The following is a 20,459-nucleotide window of genomic DNA, read 5'->3' as shown; positions in this document are numbered from 1 at the left end:
CGGCATCGACCCCACGGCGATGAACGCCATGGCCGCCGACCTGCGACAAGGGGCAGAACAGCTCACCTCCTTCGCCGACGACTTCGAAGGGCTCTTCCGCGCGAACGGCGTCAGCACCACGCCACTCGCCCAGATCGCCGCCATCGCCGACTGGGGCAGAGGCCAGGCGCCCGAACTGACCGAACGAGCCGAGCTGATCAAAGCGCTGAACGGCACAGGCGACGACACATTCGCCCGCCTGCCCGACGCGCTGGACAGCTTCGCCACCGGCCGCGGCCTCGGCCTCATGTACGGGACCGGCATCCTCGCGAACCCCGACTTCGACGTCGAGACGAAAGGCGACCTCGTCCATCGGCACATCGAGGAGATCGCCGCGCTGGCCAAGGATCCCGCCGCGGCGGCGGCGTTCTACGCCACGCTGCCCGCCGAAGTGCGCGACGCGCTGCCCAACCTCCTGATGAACACCGGTAGCCCGACCGCCGCCCAGGACCTCGCCGCGTTCGGCGCCGCCCTGGGCGCGGCGTTGCGCGCCCCCGGCCGCGTCCCGGCGTTCGAGAAGGCGAAGGCCGGGCTGCTCAGCACGCCGGCCAACCGGAGTGTGGCGTGGAACCGGCTGGCGCTGCTGGCCGGGGCGAAGGCACCGGCGGACGTCCGTGAGGCCGCCGCCCGTTCCCTGGCGTTGGACGACTTCACGAAGAACCCCCGCCAGGACTGGATCGGCGCGGGTCCCGACGAGACCAGGACCTACGGCTACTCCCCCGACACCGTCGCCCTCGCGCTGGGGCTCCTGGCCGGGGACGGCGGGGCCGTACGATCCGCCTTCGCCCGGATGGGCGGCGATGCCGTAAAGCTCACCCAGGTCGAGAAGATGAAGCGCTTCCTGACGTACGCCAAAGACTCCGGATCGGGCGACGACGTGGCCGCGGCCTTCGGCAGGGCGATGGAAGCGGGCAGCGGAGTCGTCACGGAGAAGCCGGGCGAGCACTCGGCCCAGGCCTCGGCGTTCGCCTTGGACGCGATGCTCGCCGCCGGCTCCTTCGGCAAGGACCTGCCGAACGCCGCCAGGGACTCGATGACCTCGATCGCCAAGTCGTACATCCACGAACTCGCTTCCGGCGCCCGCTTCGACAAAGCCATCTACCGGACGTCCGGCATGTCCCAGCCTGACAAGTGGCTGCCGATTCCCGGCGTGACCCCCTCCTTCTATCTGAGCCCCGGCGACACCTACCGCTTTCTCCAGACCTTCGCCGGCGAAGAACGGCTCACAGACGACTTCGACAAGACCGCCGCGCGGTTCCGCTACGACATCCTGACGAACGCCGCTCGCCTGGACGCCGGTGGCGATGAAGGCCGCTTTCAAAGCGCTACCAAAATGTTCGGTAATCTGGGCGGGCTAGAGTTCAAGGCGGCGCTCGATGTGCGCGGCGAGAAGGACGCCACGGACAGCCTGATCCGGGATGTCGTCAAGAACACGATGGCGCTGGGAATCGACAAGATTCCCGTCCCGTTCGCGGAAACAGCCTGGGCCCTTACCAAGGCCTACGCTGTGAGCAAGTGGTTGGACAACTGGGCCGCCGGCTTCGAGACCCGCGTTCAAGCGCTTACCGAAGGCCGGGCGAACTTCGTCCTCCGCCAGAGGTACGACATGGCATATCTGCTAGATAGAGCAGGTTATCCGGCGAGCAAGCCACCGGCCGAGCTGATGAGCGCGACAACAGGCCATCTCAAGTCGTTCGACGAGCTGATGACCGAGGCCGAACGAGAGGCGAAGCGCACCGGAAAGAGCTGGGAGAGCGTCCTGCGCGCGAAGCTGGTGCCATACGAACGATGGATGGACGGGAACACCGCTCTCGACCGAAAGGCCGAGGACGCCGCGGATCACATGAGCAGCGAACAGGCCAAGGAACTCATACGAGTCTGGGAATGACGGCTCTATGACCGCGGAAGGCAATCGGTCTTGGCCACCAGCCGCCACATAGGCGATTCCGGTACCACGACGACCTTGACGGTGATACCAGGGGTGTCCTTCCTGCCTTCCACCAGTCGAGCGTCCAGCCAGTCCATCTGGGACAAGTCGTAGGACATTTCGTAGTGGAGAGCCTGAGACAACGTGTTTTCCATCACCGTCTGAGCACGGTCGAGGTCACTGTCGAGATCCGACGTTTTCGGCCCGTACTCGGCCGTGGCCCGAAACACCCGCTGGAACTTGTCCTTGTCGCAGGGCAGATCCTTGTCCGGGCGTTCCACGATTTTCAGCTTGGTCAGCGGGTTCTTGAAGAACCTGTCGGCCTGCAGGCGGTAGAGGTCTTTCTGGAGTTCCGTGGTGGCCGCCTGGAGGGTCGGGGTGGATCCGCATCCGGAGGCCATTACGCCGGCCAGGAGAAACGCCACCGCGATCCAGGATCTCCGCACGCCCCCACCTCCACCAACCTGACAGACGGCCACAGCAATGGTGACGCAAACCCTGGCCCGACGTCATCCTTTCGGTAAACCGGCTGTACCGAGCAAACAGAATCTCTAACGCCCGGACGAGAGGATTGCCGCAGGAACAGGCCTCACCCGGCGTGCTGCGGAGGCCGGTCCTCTCAGGGGACGAGGCCCACGCCGCCGAGCGCGCCGGCCTTGCCGTCCCGCACGTAGGGGTGGTCGATGCGGGGCCGCCACTCGTGCAGCGGCACCACGCCAGGCTCGACCAGGTCGAGGCCCTCGAAGAACGCGAGGACCTGCTCGTACGACCGGGAGGTGGTGCCGGGGACGGAGGTCCGGCTGAAGACCTCGCGGCCCTCCGCCTCCTGGTCCGCGCTCAGCTTGCCGAGGGAGCCGTGCGACACGACCAGATAGCCGCCGGGCACCAGCGGCTCCCTGAGTGCTGTGACGATCCTCATGGCCTCGTCGTCGTCCGGGACGAAGTGCAGCACGCCGAGCAGGAGGACGGCGACCGGCTTGGAGAAGTCGATGTGCTCGCGGATCTCCGGATGCCGCAGCAGCGCCTCGGGGTGGCGCATGTCCGCCTCGACCGCGACCACCCGCTCGTTCTCGGCGAGGATGGCCCGCGCGTGGACGAGGACGATGGGGTCGTTGTCGACGTAGACGACCTTGGAATCCGGGGCCAGATCCTGGGCGACCTGGTGGACGTTGCGCTGCGTCGGCAGCCCCGCGCCGATGTCGAGGAACTGCCGGATGCCCTGCCGCGACAGGTGGCTGACGACCCGAATCAGGAACTCTCGGTTCTCCCTGGCGATGTCGGGAAGGTTGGGCAGGATCTCGATGATCTTCTGGGCGGCCTCGCGGTCCGCCGCGAAGTTGTCCTTGCCGCCCAGGTAGTAGTCGTACATACGGGCGACGCTGGGTGCGAATGGGTCGACACCGGCCGGTGCCTTACGCTCGTCCACAACTCTCCCCTCGTCGTACCTTCAGAAATCGTACGGGGTTGATCACAACGGGGAGACCTCGTCACCGGATCGTCACCAACCCGGAGAACCGATCGGAAAACTGCCGTGACCCGGTGCGGCGCCGAAACCCGATGGCCGGGACGAGGTCGTCTGTGGCACGGTGTGGACGTGTCCGAGCAGATCGTGTTACCGCGCAGCGTGGACGAGGCGGTCGCCGCGGAGCGGGACGGCCGCGTCCTCCGCTATCTGTACTTCTGGGGCCACCGGCCCGCGCGGGACGGAGGCGTCGGACCCGGCTGCCTGTCGCAGTGGTGGCCGGTCACCTTCACCGAGGACGGCCACACCTTCGCCTCCGCCGAGCACTACATGATGGCCCACAAGGCCTGGCTGTTCGGCGACGACCGGGCCGCCGGGCGCATCCTCGCCGCCGGTCATCCCGGCGAGGCCAAGGAGCTCGGCCGGGCCGTACGCGGCTTCGACGAGCAGGTGTGGGACGCCCACCGGTTCGGCATCGTGGTCCGCGGCAGCGTCGCCAAGTTCGGCCGGCACCGCGAGTTGTCGCGTTACCTCGTCGCGACCGGCGACCGGGTCCTGGTCGAGGCCAGCCCGTACGACCGGATTTGGGGCATCGGCCTGACCGCCGACGACGAACGCGCCGCGTCCCCCTCCACCTGGCAGGGCCGCAACCTGCTGGGTTTCGCCCTGATGGAGGCCCGGGACGCGCTGGGAGCCTGGGCGTGAGCGGCGCCGCCCACGGCCACCCGCCGCTGATCCGCCATGCCGGGCCCGGCGACGCCGGACACGTCGCCGAGGTGTTCCTCGCCGCCCGGGCCGAGATGACCTACCTGCCACGGCTCCACTCCGACGCGGAGAGCCGGGCATGGATCGCCGGCGTCGTGCTGCCGTCGTCGCGGGTGTGGGTGGCCGAACTGGGCGGCCGGGTCGCCGGGTTCGCCGCCGTGTCCGGCGACCTGCTCGACCACCTGTACGTCGCGCCCGGCGCCCAGAACGGCGGCGTCGGGAGCGCGCTGCTCGGCCATGCCAAGCGGGCGCGCCCCCACGGGCTCGACCTGTACGTCTTCCAGCGCAACACGGGAGCCCGGCGGTTCTACGAGCGGCACGGTTTCACCCTCGTCGCGGAGGGCGACGGCAGCGGCAACGAGGAGAACCTGCCCGACGCCCGTTACCGCTGGCGGCCCTGACGCCCTCGCGCCCCGCTCAGACGAACCGCCAGAGGCGGTCGTTCGCGCCGTTGTCGTCGGCGAGGACGACCTGGGCGCCCTGGGCGGTGGAGCCGCCGCTGAGGCCGAGGACCCTGCCGCCGTTGGCGCACTGGATGCGGAAGTATCCGTTGGCGCCGTGCCGCAGCCGCCACCGGTGGTCGGAGGTGCCGTTGTCGGCCCACTGGAGCACGCGCGACCCGGCGGCGGTGGCGGCGTTCTCCACGCCCAGCACCTTGCCGCTGTTGGAGTTGCGCAGGCGCAGGTAGCCGCCCGAGTCGGTCACCGCCGTCCAGAGGTGGTCGGCGGTGCCGGTGTCGCCCCACTGGATGACGAGCCCCCCGTCGGCGGTGGACATGTTCTGCACGCCGAGCACGAGCCCGCTGGCGAGGTTCTGGATGCGCCGGGCGCCGTTCGGCACGAACCGCCACTGGTTGTCCGCGCTGCCGTTGTCGGAGTCCTGCACGGCCTGGCCGCCGTTCGCGGTCGAGCCGTTGAGTATGGCCAGGAGCTTGCCGCTGTTGACGTTGCGGATCTTGTGGGAGCCGTCACCGGCGTCGGTGACGGTCCAGCGGTGGTCGGCGGTGCCGTTGTCGGTCCACTGCAGGACGCGGGCGTTGTCGGCGGTGGACATGTTCTCCACGCCGAGCACCTTGCCGCTGTTGACGTTGCGGAAGCGCAGCGCGTTGCCGTCCACGATGATCTCCCAGTCGTGGTCGGCGGTGCCGTTGTCTGTCCACTGCAGCGCGAGCCCGCCGTCGGCGGTGGACATGTTCTGGACGCCGAGCACCAGGCCGCTCGCCGCGTTGACCAGCCGGAAGCTCGCCGTCCCGCCTCCTCCGCCGCTGCCGCCGGTGTTCCAGTAGACGGAGTAGTTGTGGCCGTGCGCGTCGTAGAACGGGCCCAGGTTGACCGTAGAGCCGTTGGCCGTCGCGGTGAAGGCGAGCGCGGTGGTGCTCGTCCGGGTGAGCGACGCGGTGTTCAGGGCGGGCGGCGCCGACAGGGCGGTGTTCCCGTAGTTCCCCGACAGCACGACCGGGCCGTACGTGACGGCCGCGACGTTCGGGTTGTCGTTGGCGGCCTTCATGACGACGCGCATGGGCAGGCGGACCGTGACGGTGTCGCCCGACGCCCAGGAGCGGGTGACGACGGCGTACGTGCCGGGGGTGGTGTCCACGTTCTGCTGGACGCCGTTCACGCTGATCGTGGCGCCGGTGGTCCAGGCGGGGATGCGGACGCGCATCGACCACGACCCGCCGGCGTCGCCCGTGACGGTGAGCGTCGTGGTGTCGCTCGCCGGATAGGACGTCGTCTGCGTCAGCGTGATGCCGCGCTGCGTCCAGTTCAGCACCGACGGCGCGAACAGGTTCACCGTCAGCGTGGTGCCGTTGTAGAAGTAGATGGAGTCCATCAGGCGCGTGTTGACCTCCAGCCCCGTCCCCTGGCAGCACCAGAACGAGTTGTAGTCGGTGCTCCACGTGCCGCCGCCCCACGCCGGGCCCACCCCGCGGCGGCCGCCCGGCTTGAGCGGCGTGAAGTAGGTGACGTGCCCGTGGGAGTCGCCGGGGTTCTGCGCGCCGATGACGTGGTTGAGCAGCGCCTGCTCGTAGAAGTCCACGTACGCCACCCGATCGGGGTTGAGCAGCCACAGCTCCCTGGTCAGGTTGAGCATGTTGACGCTGTTGCAGTGCTCGCAGGTGTCGTTGGTGAGGTAGCCGGCGATGGCGTTCGGCGCCCGGAAGTGCTCGGCCTGGCTGTTGCCCCCGATCGCGTAGGTGTGCGCGCCGACCGTGATGTTCCAGGCGTTGGTGGCGATGTCGCGGTAGCGGGTCGTGCCGGTGGCCTTGAACTCCCTGGCCGCGCCGATCCACTTGGGCACCTGGGTGTTGGCGTGCAGGCCGTTCAGCTGGTCCTGGTTCGAGGCCAGCGGGTTGAACACGGCGGCGTGGTCGAACCGCTGGGCGACGGTGAGCCAGCGCCCGTCACCGGTCTGCTGGTAGATGTCGGTCAGCACCGCGTTCATGCCGCCGAACTCGGTGCCCAGCATGTTCTGCATCTGGCTGCCGCTCAGCCTGCCCGTACGCCAGTCGACCCAGCCGGCGAGCGCCAGCAGCACGTCGCGGGCCCGGTTGTCGCCGATGAGGCGCCACACGTCGAGCAGACCGGTGAGCGTCTTGTGCACGCAGTAGTACGGGACGTTGCCGTTGCTCAGCGTGCGCGCTTCGAGTGCGGTGAAGTCCGACTCGGGGAAGCCGGACAGGTATCCGGTGTTGAACCCGGCGGCGCCGTTGTTGGCCTGGCACTTGGCCAGTTCGGCGACCATGTAGGTCGCCTTGTCCCGGCACGTGGTGTCCCCCAGCACGGCGTACGCCTGGGCCCACGCCGAGAGGAAGTGCCCCTGCACGTGGGTGCGGAACGGGAAGCTCGGGGCGTCCCATCCCCCGTTCGCGGCGGCGCCGCCGGTGGACAGCCTGTGGTTGGCCCGGAAGTTGTACAGCAGCCGGTCGACGTCGACAAACCGCAGGTAGGACAGCGTCCGGTTCTGGTTGTCCATCAGGCGGCCCCCGGTCAGCCGCACCTGCCCGAGGTCGAAGGCGTACGCGGACACACCGATGTCGGGGCGCACCGGCGCGACCACGGCGCCGGCCGCCGTGGCGCCGGCGACCTCCCCGACGGCGGAGGCCACGACGGCGACTCCGGCGGCCTGGAGGAGCCGGCGGCGGCTGAAGGACGAGGGGGACACGTGGCCTCCTGGGCAGCTCACTTTGTTAGCGTTAACAATTCTTGTGGTGCCGCCATCCGGATCGGATGACGTCGAACGGGGACGCGGGACACCGCGCGGAACCGGCGCGGCCCGCTCCGGAGCCGCGTCACGGGCGGCGGTCCCGCCGTCCACCACCGCCCCAGCGGGATGCCGCCCGGCCTCAGTGTGGAAAACCGCCACGAAACATGTCAAGACCGTGTCGAGAAAGTTTCGCGCCCTCACTCGGCGAGCGATACGCCCTGCTGCGGCGATGAGCGCCCGGTCGCGTTAACGTTCCGAACCCCGCTTGCGGCGCCCCGCGATGAAAGTTTCACGACCGCCCGTCTTCCGATCCCCGGGCTGTTCCCCCATGAGGGCAGGCGGCGCCGGGTCCGGCCGAGCGCGCCCGCCCGGACCCCCCTTGACGGGATGGGCGGCGTCGTATTGGCTCCGCCGCACCACCACCGAACACCCGACGCGGGCCGGGAATGTTATCGCTATCAATCCGGCCGTCTCCCGCCGCCGGCCTTCACCGGCGGCGCTCCGACCGAACGCGGAGCGCCCGGTGCGGCGGCGCCCGGCCCGCGCCGCCACCACGCGTGCCCGACCACGCGCACCCCCCATAAGCCACATGACCACGCACGTCACAGCGCACCTCACGCGCGCTCACCACGCGCCCGCCGGACGTCCGCACCGCGGCGATCCGGCGACCCACGGCTAAGGAGTCACATGCACAGGATCGTTCGATGGACGCTGGCGGCGGTGCTGGCCGCCGGGTCCCTCGTCGCGGCCGGCGGCGCGACGTCACCGGCCGCCGCGCTCGACAACGGCCTCGCCCGTACGCCCCAGATGGGGTGGAACGACTGGAACACCTTCGGCTGCAACGTCAACGAGACGCTCGTGCGGCAGACCGCGGACGTCATGGTGTCCAGCGGCATGGCGGCGGCGGGCTACACGTACGTCAACATCGACGACTGCTGGTCCACCAAGAGCCGCAACGCGAACGGCGACCTGGTGGCCGATCCGCAGAAGTTCCCCAGCGGCATGAAGGCCCTGGCCGACTACGTCCACTCCAAGGGCCTGAAGCTCGGCATCTACTCCTCGGCGGGCACCACGACCTGCGCGGGCTACCCCGCCAGCCTCGGTTACGAGCGGCAGGACGCCGCCCTGTGGGCCTCCTGGGGAATCGACTACCTGAAGTACGACAACTGCGGCGACCACCAGGGCAAGAACGGCCAGCAGCGGTACACGGCTATGCGTGACGCGCTCGCCGCCACGGGCCGCCCGATCCTGTTCAGCCTGTGCAACTGGGGCCAGGAGAGCGTCTGGACCTGGGGGATGCAGACCGGCAACTCCTGGCGCACGACGGGCGACATCCAGGCGAACTGGAACTCGGTCATGGGCATCCTCGACCAGCAGGTGGGCCTGGAGGCGTACTCGGGACCGGGCGGCTGGAACGACCCCGACATGCTGGAGGTGGGGGTCGGCTCGCTGACGGCGACCGAGGGGCGGGCGCACTTCAGCCTCTGGGCGCTGCTGAACGCACCGCTCATCGCGGGCAACGACATCCGCTCGATGAGCGCCGAAACCCGCACGACCCTCACGAACACCGAGGTCATCGCGGTCAACCAGGACTGGGGCGGCAAGCAGGGCCACAAGATCAGCGACAACGGGAACCTGGAGGTGTGGCGCAAGCCGATGTCGAACGGCTCGGTCGCCGTCGTCCTGCTCAACCGGGGCACCTCCACCGCGACGGTGTCCACCACCGCCTCCGCCCTCGGGCTCGGTTCCGCCGCCTCCTACTCCGTGCGCGACCTGTGGGCGCACACGACCGGCTCCTCGTCCGGCACGATCAGCGCGCAGGTGCCCGCGCACGGGGCGGCCATGTACGTCGTGACAGGAGGGGGCCTGGTCACCCCGTCCCCCACCCCCACTCCCACCGGGGCCGGCGCGTTCAAGGGCGTCGGGTCGGGCCGGTGCCTCGACGTCACGGGCGCGTCGCAGGCGAACGGCGCGCAGGCGCAGATCTGGGACTGCAACGGCCAGACCAACCAGCGGTGGACGCCGACCGCCTCCGGTGAGCTTCGGGTCTACGGCACCAAGTGCCTCGACGTGTACAACAGGGGCACCACCGACGGCACCAATGTGATCATCTGGGACTGCAACGGCCAGGACAACCAGAAGTGGCGTCTCAACGCCGACGGCACCATCACCGCGGCCGGTGCGAACAAGTGCCTCGACGTGCCCAACAACGCCACCGCGAACGGCACCAAGCTCGTCATCTGGTCCTGCAACGGCGGCGTCAACCAGCGCTGGACCCGCGCCTGAACAGGATCTCAGGCGGACGCTGACCCGCGTGCCGGCTCGCCGGCACGCGGCCCGTCCCCGGCGACCGCTCCCATCTTGGGGGCGGTCGCCGCTCCGCCCGGGCTGCCGTACGGGTGCACCCTCGGATTATGATCACCGAAGGATCTCGGGGGGACGGGAGACGGCTGTGGCGAAAGTACCGGTCGGCACCAACCCTGAGGTGCCCAGTAGCGCCCGGGTGTACGACTACCTGCTGGGCGGCAAGGACAACTTCGAGATCGACCGGATGGTCGCCCGGAGGCTGCTGGCGCTGGCGCCCGACACACGATCGGTCGCGAGGGCGAACCGCGCCTTCCTGACCCGGGCCGTGCGGTTCATGGCCGAGCAGGGCATCCGGCAGTTCGTCGACCTGGGCGCGGGCATCCCCACGTCGCCGAGCGTGCACGAGATCGCGCAGGAGGTCCACCCGTCCGCGCGGGTCGTCTACGTGGACAACGATCCGGTCGTGAAGGTGTACAACGACGCGCTGCTGACGTCCGACTCCCTTGTGGCGACCATCGAGGAGGACATCCGCCGCCCCGGGGCGGTGATGGACCACCCCGCCCTCCGGGCGCTGATCGACTTCGCCGAGCCCGTCGGATTGTTGTTCGTCACCGTTCTCCATTTCGTCTCCGACGAGGAGGACGCCCACGGCATCGTCGCCCGGTGGCGCGACCGCATGGCGCCCGGCAGCCACGTGGCCATCTCCAACATGGCCGCGGAGAGCGACGCAGAGGCCGTCGAGAGCCTGAAGGCCGCGACGGCGAACACCCCCGCGCATTCGACGTTCCGCACCCGCGGCGAACTCCTGCGCTTCTTCGACGGCTTCGAACTGGTGGAGCCCGGCATGGTGCCGGTCCAGCGATGGCGCCCCTCCATGGACTCCGTGCCCACCCGGATGGTGGTGGAGGGCGGAGTCGGCCGCAAGCCGTGAAACGGTCCACGGACGGGCCGGCGGACCGGGAGATCGGAGGTGCCTTGGGACGCCCTTCCCCAACCTGACACCGTCTGACGGCGCGAAGTGAGGTCACGCCATTGGCGACCGGCCCCGCGCGGTCGCATCGCGCACCTCTACACTGCTGGAGATCGGATGTGTGCGCCTCGCTCGCGGGGAATACGGTGGAGGTGACTTCGTGGCGGTCACGGACGCGGCGATCGACAGGATCAAGCAGATGATCACGTCGGGTGAGCTCGCTCCGGGTGACCGGCTGCCGAAGGAGGCCGACCTGGCCGAACGGCTCGGCCTGTCCCGCAACTCCCTGCGGGAGGCCGTCCGCGCCCTCGCTTTGATCAACGTGCTCGACGTGCGGCAGGGTGACGGCACCTACGTCACCAGCCTCCAGCCCCACCTGCTTCTCGAGGCGTTGTCGTTCGTCGTGGACTTCCACCGCGACGACACCGTGCTGCAGTTCCTCGAGGTGCGGCGCGTCCTCGAACCCGCCGCGACCGCGATGGCCGCCCTCAACATGCCGGGCGAGGACGTGGAGGAGTTACGCGCGATCCTCGACGCCTTGCCGGGCGACCCCAGCGTGGAGGAACTGGTCGCCAACGACCTGCTGTTCCACCGCCGCATCGCGGCGGGATCGGGCAACCCGGTGCTCTGCTCGCTGCTCGACAGCCTATCCGGGCCGACGACCCGCGCCCGGGTGTGGCGCGGCCTGACCCAGGAGGGCGCGCTCGCCGACACCCGCGAGCAGCACGTGATGATCTGCGACGCGATCGCGGCCCGCAGGCCCGACGTGGCCAGCGCCTGGGCGACGGTCCACGTGGCGGGCGTCGAGGAGTGGCTCCGCCGCACCCTGTGACGCGTCCTGTCCGGCCGGGCGACGCGTCAGGCGTGGCCCCGGACGGCCACCGGCCGTCCGCCGGGCATCGTCAGGCCCTGAGGCGGTCGTGAAACTTCCATGCGCGGCTTCGGAGGCGTGGCTGCTCAACGCGCCCCCGCGACAATCCGTCAACTCCTCTTGTTGATCCCCCGCCGGGTCTTGGCCAGCGTGATGGGCCTGGCCGCGACAGGCTGCTCCCCCCTGGCATGCGGCGGCCCCGGCACCACGGCATCCCCAGCACCACGGCATCCCCAGCACCCCAGGGACTCGAGAGGAGACCCGTGCGAACGCGAACGCTTCCGATCGTCCTAACCACGGTGATCGCACTGTCGCTCGGCGGGGCAGGACAGCCGCCCGCACTCGCGGCCGCCGCCGCGGGCCCGGCGCTGACGGTGGACACGACCACAGGCCGGCACCCCATCAGCCTCTACGTCTACGGCATGAACTTCGCCGACGAGACGCTCGCCAAGGAACTGCGCCTCCCGGTACGCCGGTGGGGCGGCAACGCGACGACCCGTTACAACTACCTGTACGACACGAGCAACCGCGCCTCCGACTGGTTCTTCGAGAACATCGCCGAGGACAACCCCGACCCGTCGAAGCTGCCGGACGGCTCGACCACCGACCGGTTCGTCGAGCAGGACCGCCGCACCGGCACCGCCACGATCCTCACCATGCCGCTGATCGGCTGGGTGCCCAAGGGCCGCGACGCGTCCTGCGGATTCTCCGTGGCCAAGTACGGCCCGCAGCAGCGGACCGACCAGTGGCGCCCCGACTGCGGCGACGGCGTGCGGCCCGACGGCACGAAGATCACCGGCAACGATCCGAGCGACACGAGCGTCGAGGCCGGGGCGGCGTACGTGAAGGACTGGATAGGACACCTCACCGGCAGTTACGGCACCGCCGCGAACGGCGGGGTGAAGTTCTACAGCCTCGACAACGAGCCCGACATCTGGCACGGCACCCACCGGGACGTCCATCCCGAGGGCGCGAGCTCGGTCGAACTGCGTGACAGGGCCTATCTCATCGGCGCCGCCGTCAAGGCCGCCGACCCCGGCGCGAAGACGCTCGGCCCGGTGGGCTGGGGCTGGTCCTCCTGGGACTACTCCGGCCTCGACCAGGAGACCTGCGGCCGGACCAACTGCTGGTCGAACCCGCCGGACAAGGAGGTCCGCGGCGGCCTTCCGTTCACCACCTGGTATCTGCGGCAGATGAAGGAGTACGAGGACGAGCACGGCCTGCGCGTCCTCGACTACTTCGACGAGCACTTCTATCCGCAGGCGTCCGGCGTCGCCTTCGGCTCCGGGGGCGACCCCACCACCGACGCCCTGCGCCTGCGCTCCACCCGGGCACTGTGGGACCCCACGTACACGGACGAGAGCTGGATCAACACCCAGGTCAGGCTCATCCCCCGGATGAAGGAACTGGTGGCCGCCGAGTATCCCGGCACCAGGACCGCCGTCACCGAGTACAACTGGGGCGCGCTCGACCACATCAACGGCGCGCTGGCCCAGGCCGACATCCTCGGCATCTTCGGCCGCGAGGGCCTCGACCTCGCCACCCTGTGGGGACCGCCCACCGCGACCCAGCCGGGAGCGTACGCCTTCCGCATGTACCTCAACTACGACGGCGCGGGCGGCCGGTTCGGCGAGACCGCGGTCGGCGCCACCAGCGCCGACCAGGGCAGGCTCGCGGTGTACGCGGCCGAGCGGGCGTCCGACGGGGCGCTCACGCTCGTCGTGGTGAACAAGACCGGCGAGGACCTGACCAGCGAGGTCGCGGTGCGGGGACGCGACGGCGGGGCGACCGCCCAGGTGTACCGGTACGGCGCGGCGGACACGTCGGCCATCAGGCGCGACGCCGACGTGCGGGTGGGGGCCGGTGGTTTCACCGGCACGTTCCCGGCCAACTCGATCAGCACCGTCGTGATCCCCGAGGGCACCGGCCCGTCCCCCAGCCCGTCGCCGTCTCCATCGGCCTCGCCCTCCCCGAGCCCGTCGCCCAGCCCTTCGCCCAGCCCCTCACCCAGCCCGTCGCCGTCGCCGTCGCCGAGTCACTCGCCGAGCCCTTCCCCGAGCCCGTCGCCCAGTTCCTCGCCGACGCCGGCCTCCGCCTGCACGGTCACATACGCGGTCACCAACCAGTGGCCGGGCGGCTTCCAGGCCTCGGTCCGGATCGTCAACCGGGGGCCGTCCGCGGTGCAGGGCTGGCGGCTCGGCTGGACCTACGGCAAGGGGCAGATCGTGACCCAGCTGTGGGACGGCTCGTACACCCAGAGCGGGTCGAAGGTCACGGTGTCCAACGCCTCCTACAACGCCACGATCGGCGCGAACGGCGGCAGTGTGACCTTCGGCTTCCTCGGCCGCTGGGACGACGGCGCCAATCCCGCGCCCGGGCAGTTCACGCTCAACGGCTCGCCCTGCGCGACGAGCTGACCCGATGACCTGCGAGGGCCGGCCCTCCGGGGCCCGCCCTCGCGGGGAAGTCGCAGGGAGATCGCAGGGAGCCGGCGGGGAGTCAGTCCACCATCGCTCCCTTGTCCGGCCCGCACGCGCTGACGTCGTCGTGGCGGGCGCAGGCCCGGACGAGCGTGAAACGACTCCACAGGGCCATCGGAGAGGTGACCGCCCGGCCCTCGCCGGTGACCGGAAAGGGACCGCACCGATGTCAGGGGCCGCCGCCCGGCGGCCACACCTCAAGCCAGACCGCGTCGCCGGGACGGGTGCGTCCGGTCAGAGCGGCCCAGTAGTGCCACTCCCCGCGCGGGCCCGCGTCGCCGCGCCAGAGCGTCACGTCCACCGCGCCGCCCCACTTCCCGAGGGAGTACACGGGCTTGGTGTTCCGCACGGTGTGGGCCTGCGGCCAGGCCCAGTCGCGGCAGTCGATCGGCCGGCCACCGGCCGCACCGGACACATCGACCGCGCCGGGCGCCGCATCGGGGGCGGCGGCCCCGGACGAGGGCGGGACGGCGAGGAGCACGGTCGCCGCGACGATCCCCGCGAGCATCCCGCCATGCCTGGTTCGCACCATCCTGGACCCTCCCCCGGCGCAGCTGTCATCCCGACGAGTATCGATGACATGGAGTAGCCGTGCAATCGCGAGAAGTGAACAATCGTCGGCCGGGACGACGGCGTCTTTTCCGCCACGCAGGCGTGCTCGTGCCGCCTATCCTGGCCGCATGAAGATCGGTAAGCTGATCGGCCCCGCCCTGCTGGCGGTCGTCCTCCCCGGGTGCTCCGCCGAGGACGCGGCGCCGGCGGGCGCTCTGAAGGTGAGCAGCCCGGCCTTCGCCGAGGGCGCCGCGCTTCCCGGGAAACACGCCTGCGCCGGGCAGGGAGGCCAGGACGTCTCGCCTCCGCTGGCCTGGAGCGGCGTCCCCGATTCCGCTCGCGAGCTGGCGATCGTGGTGGACGACCCGGACGCTCCCGGCGGCACGTACATCCACTGGATGGTGACCGGCGTCCCCGCCACCGAGACGAGCGTGCCCGAGGGCCGGTCTCCTGGGGAGGTCCTGCCGGGCAGCGGGGGCACGGCCGCCTACGCCGGCCCCTGCCCGCCGAGCGGCGTGCATCGCTACCACTTCATCGTGTACGCGCTGCCGGGCCCGGTCACGGCGGACGGCGACGCGGCGACGACGCACCAGCGGATCAAGGACGCGGCGATCGCCTCGGCGGAGACCGTCGCCACCTGGGGCGGCTGACAGGCGGCCTCCGCCCCGGGCGGGTCACAGTTCGAGGACGAGGCGGGCGGACCTGGCCCGCGACACGCATATGAACATGACGTCCCCGGCCGCGCGCTCCTCCTCGGTGAGCAGGTGGTCGCGGTGGTCGGGGACGCCGTCGAGCACCGCCGTCTCGCAGGTGCCGCAGGTGCCCTCGCGGCAGGAGGACAGCACCGCGACCCCGGCCTCCTCCACCACCTCAAGGATCGAGCGGTCCGCGGGCACGGTCAGCGTCGTGCCGGTCAGGGCCAGCTCCACCTCGAACACGGCCGAAGGTCCGGTCTCGCCCGTGTCCGCGGGCGCGAAGCGTTCGACCCGCAGCGCGCCCTCCGGCCAGGAGGCGCACCGTTCCTGCGCCGCCGCCAGCAGCGGCTCGGGCCCGCAGCAGTAGACGAGGGTGTCCGCGCGCGGGACGCCGAGCAGCGCGTCGAGGTCGAGCAGGCCGGTCTCGTCCTGGGGGCACAGCTCCACCCGGCCCGGATGGTCCCGCGCGAGCCGGTCGGCGAACGCCATCGAGGCCCGGGTGCGCCCGCCGTACACCAGCCGCCAGTCGGCCCCGCACCGCGCCGCCTCCTCCACCATGGGCAGGATCGGGGTGATGCCGATGCCGCCGGCGACGAACAGATAGCGGGGTGACCGGGCCAGGCCGAAGCGGTTGCGAGGGCCGCGGACCCGGATCGTGTCGCCCTCCGCAACCCGGTCGTGCACGTACGCGGAGCCGCCCCGCCCGGCGGGCTCCCTGAGCACCGCCACCTGGAAGGCCGAGGAGTCGCCGGGGTCGCCGCACAACGAGTACTGCCTGACGAGGCCGGGCGCGAGCAGCAGGTCGAGGTGGGCGCCCGGCGTCCAGGCGGGCAGCGGGCCGCCGTCGGGACGTACGAGGCGCAGGAGGACGACGCCGTCGGCGGCGGGCGTCCTGCCCGCCACCTTCAGGTCGAGCTCCGGTTCCGTGACGGGCATGGTGGTCGACGTCCCCCTGTGTCCCTGTCGCTCAGACGTGTCCCTGTCGCTCAGACGAGCACGGCGGCCGGGGCGGGCGAGTCGCGGTCCCGCGCCTCCGCGCCGCCGGGACGGTGGCCCTCGGGATGGCCGAGCAGCCAGTCCCACAGGACCACCGGGTCCTCGAACTCCCGCTCGGCCCCGCAGAAGCAGGAGGCGTGCAGCCGGTCCGTGCCCGGCACCCAGCGGATGCGGTGGACGGTGCGGCCGGCCCGCGCGCCGGAGTCCCGCCCGTTCATCGGACGGCGGTCCGCGCGGGCGCCGGGGAGGCCATCCGGGCGAGGAGGCGGCGGGCGGCCAGGCCGCCGGTGTCGATGTTCACCGACAGCTCCTGGTATCGGTCCGGCTCCCGGGCGAGGACCTGCTCCAGCGTGTTCAGCGCCGCGACGTCCTGCAGCACGACGGTGCGGTTGCTGTCCCGCAGGAAGTCGGAGACCTTCTCGTCGCCGAGCGCGAAGTCGCGGGCCACGGCCCAGAAGTCGTAGGTGGTGTCCGTGGTCGACGGAGTGATCGCGTACACGACCTCGACGTGGAAGGCGTGCGGGTCCGAGCCGTCGGCGGCGGGCGGAGGCGACCCGACGGGGGCGACCCTGCTGTGCAGCAGGTACAGGCACGGCGGGTGATACTCGATGTCCTGCCAGCGGGTGATCCGGCCCTTGATGCCGGTCGACTCGGCGTAGAACGGCGGGCAGGCCGCGTCGTCCATGTGGCGGCTGACGTAGACGACGCCCGCGTCCTCGTCGACCTCCGTGGTGATCGGGGTCTCGGCCACCTCGGGAGTGCCGATGTACCCGCCGTGCAGGTACGTCTCGTGGGACAGGTCGAGGAGGTTGTCCACGAGCAGGCCGTACCTCGCGTTCAGCGGCTCCATCCCGCACACCGTGGCGTAGTCGGGCGAGGCCAGCCAGGGCGCGCGCGGCGGCAGCGTGTCGCCTGGCTCCCGGTCGCCGATCCACACCCAGACGAACGAGTCCTGCTCCACCACGGGGTAGGTGCGCAGCCGCGCGGTGCGCGGGATGCGCTGCTGGGCGGGCACTGCGACGCAGACGCCGTCAGGGCCGTAGGTGAAACCGTGGTAGCCGCACACGACCCGGTCGCCCACCAGGTGGCTGGGCGACTCCGACAGGGGGAACCGGCGGTGCACGCAGCGGTCGGCCATCGCCACGGCCCGCCCGTCCTCCGTGCGGTAGAGGAGGATCGGCTCGTTCAGAATGGTGCGGCCGAGCTGGGTCCGGCCCACCTCGTGGCCGTAGGCGGCCACGTACCACTGGTCGCGTGCGAATTCGGAGACGATCACGACTCACTCCTCGGGCCGGCGGACAGGGGCCGCCTGCGCAGGTCGGGTTTGCGGATCTTGCCGGACCCGGTCTTCGGCAGCGTGCCGACGACGTCGACGTAGACCGGGATCTTGTACTTCGCGAGCCGGGGACGCAGGAAGTCCCGCAGTTCACGCGGGGTGACGGCGGCGCCGGGGCGGGCCACGACGAAGGCCCGGCCGACCTCGCCCCACCGCTCGTCCGGCACCCCGACCACGGCGGCCTCGGCCACGGCGGGGTGCTCGAAGAGCGCGCTCTCGACCTCCGCCGGATAGACGTTCTCGCCGCCGGAGATGTACATGTCCTTCACCCGGTCGACGACGTGCAGGTGGCCCTCGTCGTCCAGGGTGGCGATGTCGCCGGAGCGGAACCAGCCGTCGTGGGTGAACGCGGCGGCGGTGGCCTCCGGGTTCCCCCAGTAGCCGGGGGTAACGTTCGGCCCGCGGACGAGCACCTCGCCGGGCTCGCCCGGCTCGACGGGGGTGAGGTCGGGCCGGACCACGCGCACGTCGGCGAAGAAGACCGGCACCCCGGCGGACCCCACCTTGCGCACGCTCTCGCCCGCCTCCAGGAAGGTCGCGCCCGGCGCGGTCTCGGTCATCCCGTAGCCCTGGCAGAAGACCAGGCCGCGCTCCTGGTAGGTGCGGATCAGCGCCACCGGGATGGCCGCTCCCCCGGACATGAGGGTGCGCAGCGAGGACAGGTCGGCCAATGGCCAGCGCGGCGACCGCGCGAACGCGGCGAACATCGTGGTGACCCCGAACATCCAGGTGACCCGGTGCTTCTCGATGAGGTCGTAACACCGGTCGACGTCCCAGAACGGCATGACGACGGAGGTGCCGCCCTTGAGGAAGGTCGGCAGCAGCGTCTGGTTGAGGGCCGCCACGTGGAACAGCGGGGCGCTGATCAGCGCGACCTCCGTGCTCGTCACGTCCACGCCGATCATGATGTGGAAGCAGTTCCACACGAGGTTGGCGTGGGTCAGCATGGCGCCCTTGGGCCGTCCCGTGGTGCCGGAAGTGTAGAGGATGAGGGCGACCTCGTCGATGGTCACCGCGGTGTCGATCGGCGAGGGGTCGCCGCGCGACAGCCAGGTCTCGTAGTGCCGCTCCCCCTCCGCCGGCGACTCCAGGGCCACGACCGTCCGCGGGGCGGGAGGCCGGGGGATCTCGCGGACCACGGCCGCGCATTCCGGTGCGTAGACGAGGACCGCCGCGCCCGAGTCCGCCAGCATGTACGCGATCTCGGGCGCGGCCAGCCGGAAGTTCAGCGGTACGAAGATCGCGCCGAGCAGGTGGGCCGCGAACATGGTCTCGGCGAAGGCGACGTGGTTGGGACCGAGGTAGGCGACCCGGTCCCCGGCCCGCACCCCCGCCTCGCCCAGCCGCGAGGCGAGTCTCGTCGTCCGGTCGTGGACCTCCGCGTAGCTGAACGACCTGTCCCCGTACACGAACGCGGTGCGGCCCGGGCTCATCTGGGCCCGGCGGGCCGGCCAGCCTCCCAGTCCTGCGTTGCGCATCGGCACCCCTCGTCAGGCGGAGGACGGTTTCGCCGTGTCGGCGACCTGACCGGCCGGCGCCCCGGGTGCGACCGTGGTCAGATCATGCCGGTGGGTCTCGCGCAGCGCCAGGACGCAGGCCACGGTCAGCAGGCAGCACGCGGCGACGATCACCGAGATCGTCGTCGTCGACCCGCCGGTCGACGCGTCGAGCTGCGCGAACAGCAGCGGGGCCAGACCGGCGCCGAGCCCGGCGATCTGGTAGCCGAGCGAGGCGCCCGTGTAGCGGCTCCCGGTGGCGAACAGCTCGGTGTACAACGCCCCGAGCGGGCCGTACATCAGGGGGTGGATGATCGCCTGGCCCAGCACGAGCGCGACGGCGAGCACGGCCGTGCTGCCGGAGTCCACCATGGGGAAGAGCACGAAGCCGAACCCCGCCATGAGCACCGCGCCCACCAGCACGACCGGGCGGCGCCCTATCCGGTCGGACAGCGCCGACCAGCCGATGATGCCCACGACGGCCAGGGCGGACGAGAGCGTGAGCGCGTTGAGCACCGCCGGCCTGGGGAAGCCGGCCCGCACGCCGTACGCGATGAGGTAGGTGGTGAGGGTGCCCTGGGCCACGAAGGCGGACAGTCCGACGCCCACCGCGAGCAGGAGGGTCTTCGGGTGGTCGCGGAACACGTCGAGCAGCGGCACCCGGGACACCCGCTGCCTGGCGGCCTCGAACACCGGGGTCTCCTCGACCCGCAGCCGGACGAACAGGCCGACCCCCAGCAGCACGATGCTGATCAGGAACGGCACCCGCCAGCCCCAGCTCAGGAACGCCTGCTCGTCCATGAGGGCGGCCGTGCCGGTGAGCGCCGCCGTCGAGAGCACCATGCCGAAGGGCGCTCCCGCGTTGGTGAAGCTGGCCCACAGGCCGCGCCTGCTGGTCGCGTGCTCGGCGGACATGAGCACCGCGCCGCCCCACTCGCCGCCGACGGCCACGCCCTGCAGGACCCGCAGGACGACCAGCGCGATGGGCGCGAGGCTGCCGATCTGCGCGTAGGTGGGGAGCAGGCCGATGAGGAAGCTGGCGACACCCATAAGCGTCATGGTCAGCATGAGCATGCGCTTGCGCCCCAGCCGGTCGCCGTAGTGACCGAAGATCACGCCCCCGAGCGGCCTGGCCAGATATCCCGTGGCGAACGTGCCGAAGCTGGCGACGGTGGCCGTGAGTGAGTCCAGGGAGGAGAAGAAGACCTTGTTGAACACGACCGCCGAGGCTGTGGCGTACAGCAGGAAGTCGTAGTACTCGATGACGCTGCCCAGGAAGCTGGAGGTCACCGCGCGCCGGAGCTGTGTCCGGTTGGGGGGTGCGACTGACAGGTTCGGCATGACCGAGCTCCTCGTCCG

17 protein-coding genes are annotated in these 20,459 nt (G+C 70.9%); 8 read left to right on the top strand and 9 right to left on the bottom strand.

Annotated features, from left to right (window positions below):
• Positions 1-19: 19 nt before the first annotated feature.
• Positions 20-1,927 (top strand): hypothetical protein, encoded by a 1,908-nt coding sequence (locus tag HHX31_RS25840; RefSeq protein WP_169951044.1) that lies wholly within the window; start codon positions 20-22, stop codon positions 1,925-1,927.
• A gap of 5 nt (positions 1,928-1,932) precedes the next feature.
• On the opposite strand, the gene HHX31_RS25835 is transcribed toward HHX31_RS25840, so the two are convergent.
• Positions 1,933-2,391 (bottom strand): hypothetical protein, encoded by a 459-nt coding sequence (locus tag HHX31_RS25835; RefSeq protein WP_169951043.1) that lies wholly within the window; start codon positions 2,389-2,391, stop codon positions 1,933-1,935.
• A 194-nt stretch (positions 2,392-2,585) separates the two neighbouring features.
• Positions 2,586-3,392 carry an SAM-dependent methyltransferase gene (locus tag HHX31_RS25830; RefSeq protein WP_311932240.1) on the bottom strand — a complete coding sequence of 269 codons (807 nt, stop codon included), beginning with the start codon at positions 3,390-3,392 and terminating at the stop codon, positions 2,586-2,588.
• A gap of 168 nt (positions 3,393-3,560) precedes the next feature.
• Between HHX31_RS25830 and HHX31_RS25825 the strand changes: the two genes are divergently transcribed.
• Positions 3,561-4,133 carry an NADAR family protein gene (locus HHX31_RS25825; protein ID WP_311932239.1) on the top strand — a complete coding sequence of 191 codons (573 nt, stop codon included), beginning with the start codon at positions 3,561-3,563 and terminating at the stop codon, positions 4,131-4,133.
• On the top strand, positions 4,130-4,594 hold the full coding sequence (locus tag HHX31_RS25820) for a GNAT family N-acetyltransferase (protein WP_311932238.1): 465 nt from the start codon (positions 4,130-4,132) through the stop codon (positions 4,592-4,594). The genes HHX31_RS25825 and HHX31_RS25820 overlap by 4 nt, the downstream gene beginning before the upstream one ends.
• A 16-nt stretch (positions 4,595-4,610) precedes the next feature.
• Here HHX31_RS25820 and HHX31_RS25815 read toward each other — a convergent pair whose 3' ends face one another.
• Entirely contained in the window at positions 4,611-7,355 is a 2,745-nt protein-coding gene (locus HHX31_RS25815) for a beta-L-arabinofuranosidase domain-containing protein (protein WP_169951037.1), read from the bottom strand.
• Between the two features lie 729 nt (positions 7,356-8,084).
• Between HHX31_RS25815 and HHX31_RS25810 the strand changes: the two genes are divergently transcribed.
• The 4 genes from HHX31_RS25810 to HHX31_RS25795 all read left to right on the top strand — a co-directional run bounded on the left by HHX31_RS25810 (position 8,085) and on the right by HHX31_RS25795 (position 13,962).
• A complete protein-coding gene (locus tag HHX31_RS25810) occupies positions 8,085-9,683 on the top strand; it encodes a lectin (RefSeq protein ID WP_169951035.1) in 1,599 nt (532 codons plus the stop codon).
• A 166-nt stretch (positions 9,684-9,849) separates the two neighbouring features.
• Positions 9,850-10,635 carry an SAM-dependent methyltransferase gene (locus HHX31_RS25805; RefSeq protein WP_169951033.1) on the top strand — a complete coding sequence of 262 codons (786 nt, stop codon included), beginning with the start codon at positions 9,850-9,852 and terminating at the stop codon, positions 10,633-10,635.
• A gap of 199 nt (positions 10,636-10,834) precedes the next feature.
• On the top strand, positions 10,835-11,506 hold the full coding sequence (locus HHX31_RS25800; protein WP_169951031.1) for a FadR/GntR family transcriptional regulator: 672 nt from the start codon (positions 10,835-10,837) through the stop codon (positions 11,504-11,506).
• A gap of 338 nt (positions 11,507-11,844) precedes the next feature.
• Positions 11,845-13,962: a glycoside hydrolase family 44 protein gene (locus HHX31_RS25795; protein ID WP_211590324.1), complete on the top strand. Its 2,118-nt coding sequence runs from the start codon at positions 11,845-11,847 to the stop codon at positions 13,960-13,962.
• A gap of 232 nt (positions 13,963-14,194) precedes the next feature.
• Here HHX31_RS25795 and HHX31_RS25790 read toward each other — a convergent pair whose 3' ends face one another.
• Complete coding sequence (locus HHX31_RS25790) at positions 14,195-14,557, bottom strand: hypothetical protein (RefSeq protein ID WP_169951028.1); 363 nt, start codon at positions 14,555-14,557, stop codon at positions 14,195-14,197.
• 148 nt (positions 14,558-14,705) lie between these two features.
• Between HHX31_RS25790 and HHX31_RS25785 the strand changes: the two genes are divergently transcribed.
• Complete coding sequence (locus HHX31_RS25785; protein ID WP_169951026.1) at positions 14,706-15,227, top strand: YbhB/YbcL family Raf kinase inhibitor-like protein; 522 nt, start codon at positions 14,706-14,708, stop codon at positions 15,225-15,227.
• Between the two features lie 24 nt (positions 15,228-15,251).
• Here the strand turns inward: HHX31_RS25785 and HHX31_RS25780 are convergent, their stop codons facing one another.
• The 5 genes from HHX31_RS25780 to HHX31_RS25760 are packed head-to-tail and all read right to left on the bottom strand — an operon-like array spanning position 15,252 to position 20,441.
• Complete coding sequence (locus HHX31_RS25780; protein WP_169951025.1) at positions 15,252-16,208, bottom strand: PDR/VanB family oxidoreductase; 957 nt, start codon at positions 16,206-16,208, stop codon at positions 15,252-15,254.
• A 50-nt stretch (positions 16,209-16,258) separates the two neighbouring features.
• Complete coding sequence (locus HHX31_RS25775) at positions 16,259-16,486, bottom strand: hypothetical protein (protein WP_169951023.1); 228 nt, start codon at positions 16,484-16,486, stop codon at positions 16,259-16,261.
• Positions 16,483-17,544, bottom strand: coding sequence for an aromatic ring-hydroxylating dioxygenase subunit alpha (locus HHX31_RS35810; RefSeq protein ID WP_211590323.1), 1,062 nt, complete (start codon positions 17,542-17,544; stop codon positions 16,483-16,485). Before HHX31_RS35810 ends, HHX31_RS25775 begins: the two co-directional genes overlap by 4 nt.
• Complete coding sequence (locus HHX31_RS25765; protein ID WP_169951021.1) at positions 17,541-19,082, bottom strand: long-chain fatty acid--CoA ligase; 1,542 nt, start codon at positions 19,080-19,082, stop codon at positions 17,541-17,543. Before HHX31_RS25765 ends, HHX31_RS35810 begins: the two co-directional genes overlap by 4 nt.
• A 12-nt stretch (positions 19,083-19,094) precedes the next feature.
• Positions 19,095-20,441, bottom strand: coding sequence for an MFS transporter (locus HHX31_RS25760; RefSeq protein ID WP_169951020.1), 1,347 nt, complete (start codon positions 20,439-20,441; stop codon positions 19,095-19,097).
• Between the last annotated feature and the right edge of the window lie 18 nt (positions 20,442-20,459).

The organism is Microbispora sp. H11081 (assembly GCF_012999535.1).
GTDB lineage: Bacteria > Actinomycetota > Actinomycetes > Streptosporangiales > Streptosporangiaceae > Microbispora.
This window is presented reverse-complemented; position numbering and strand designations above follow the sequence as displayed.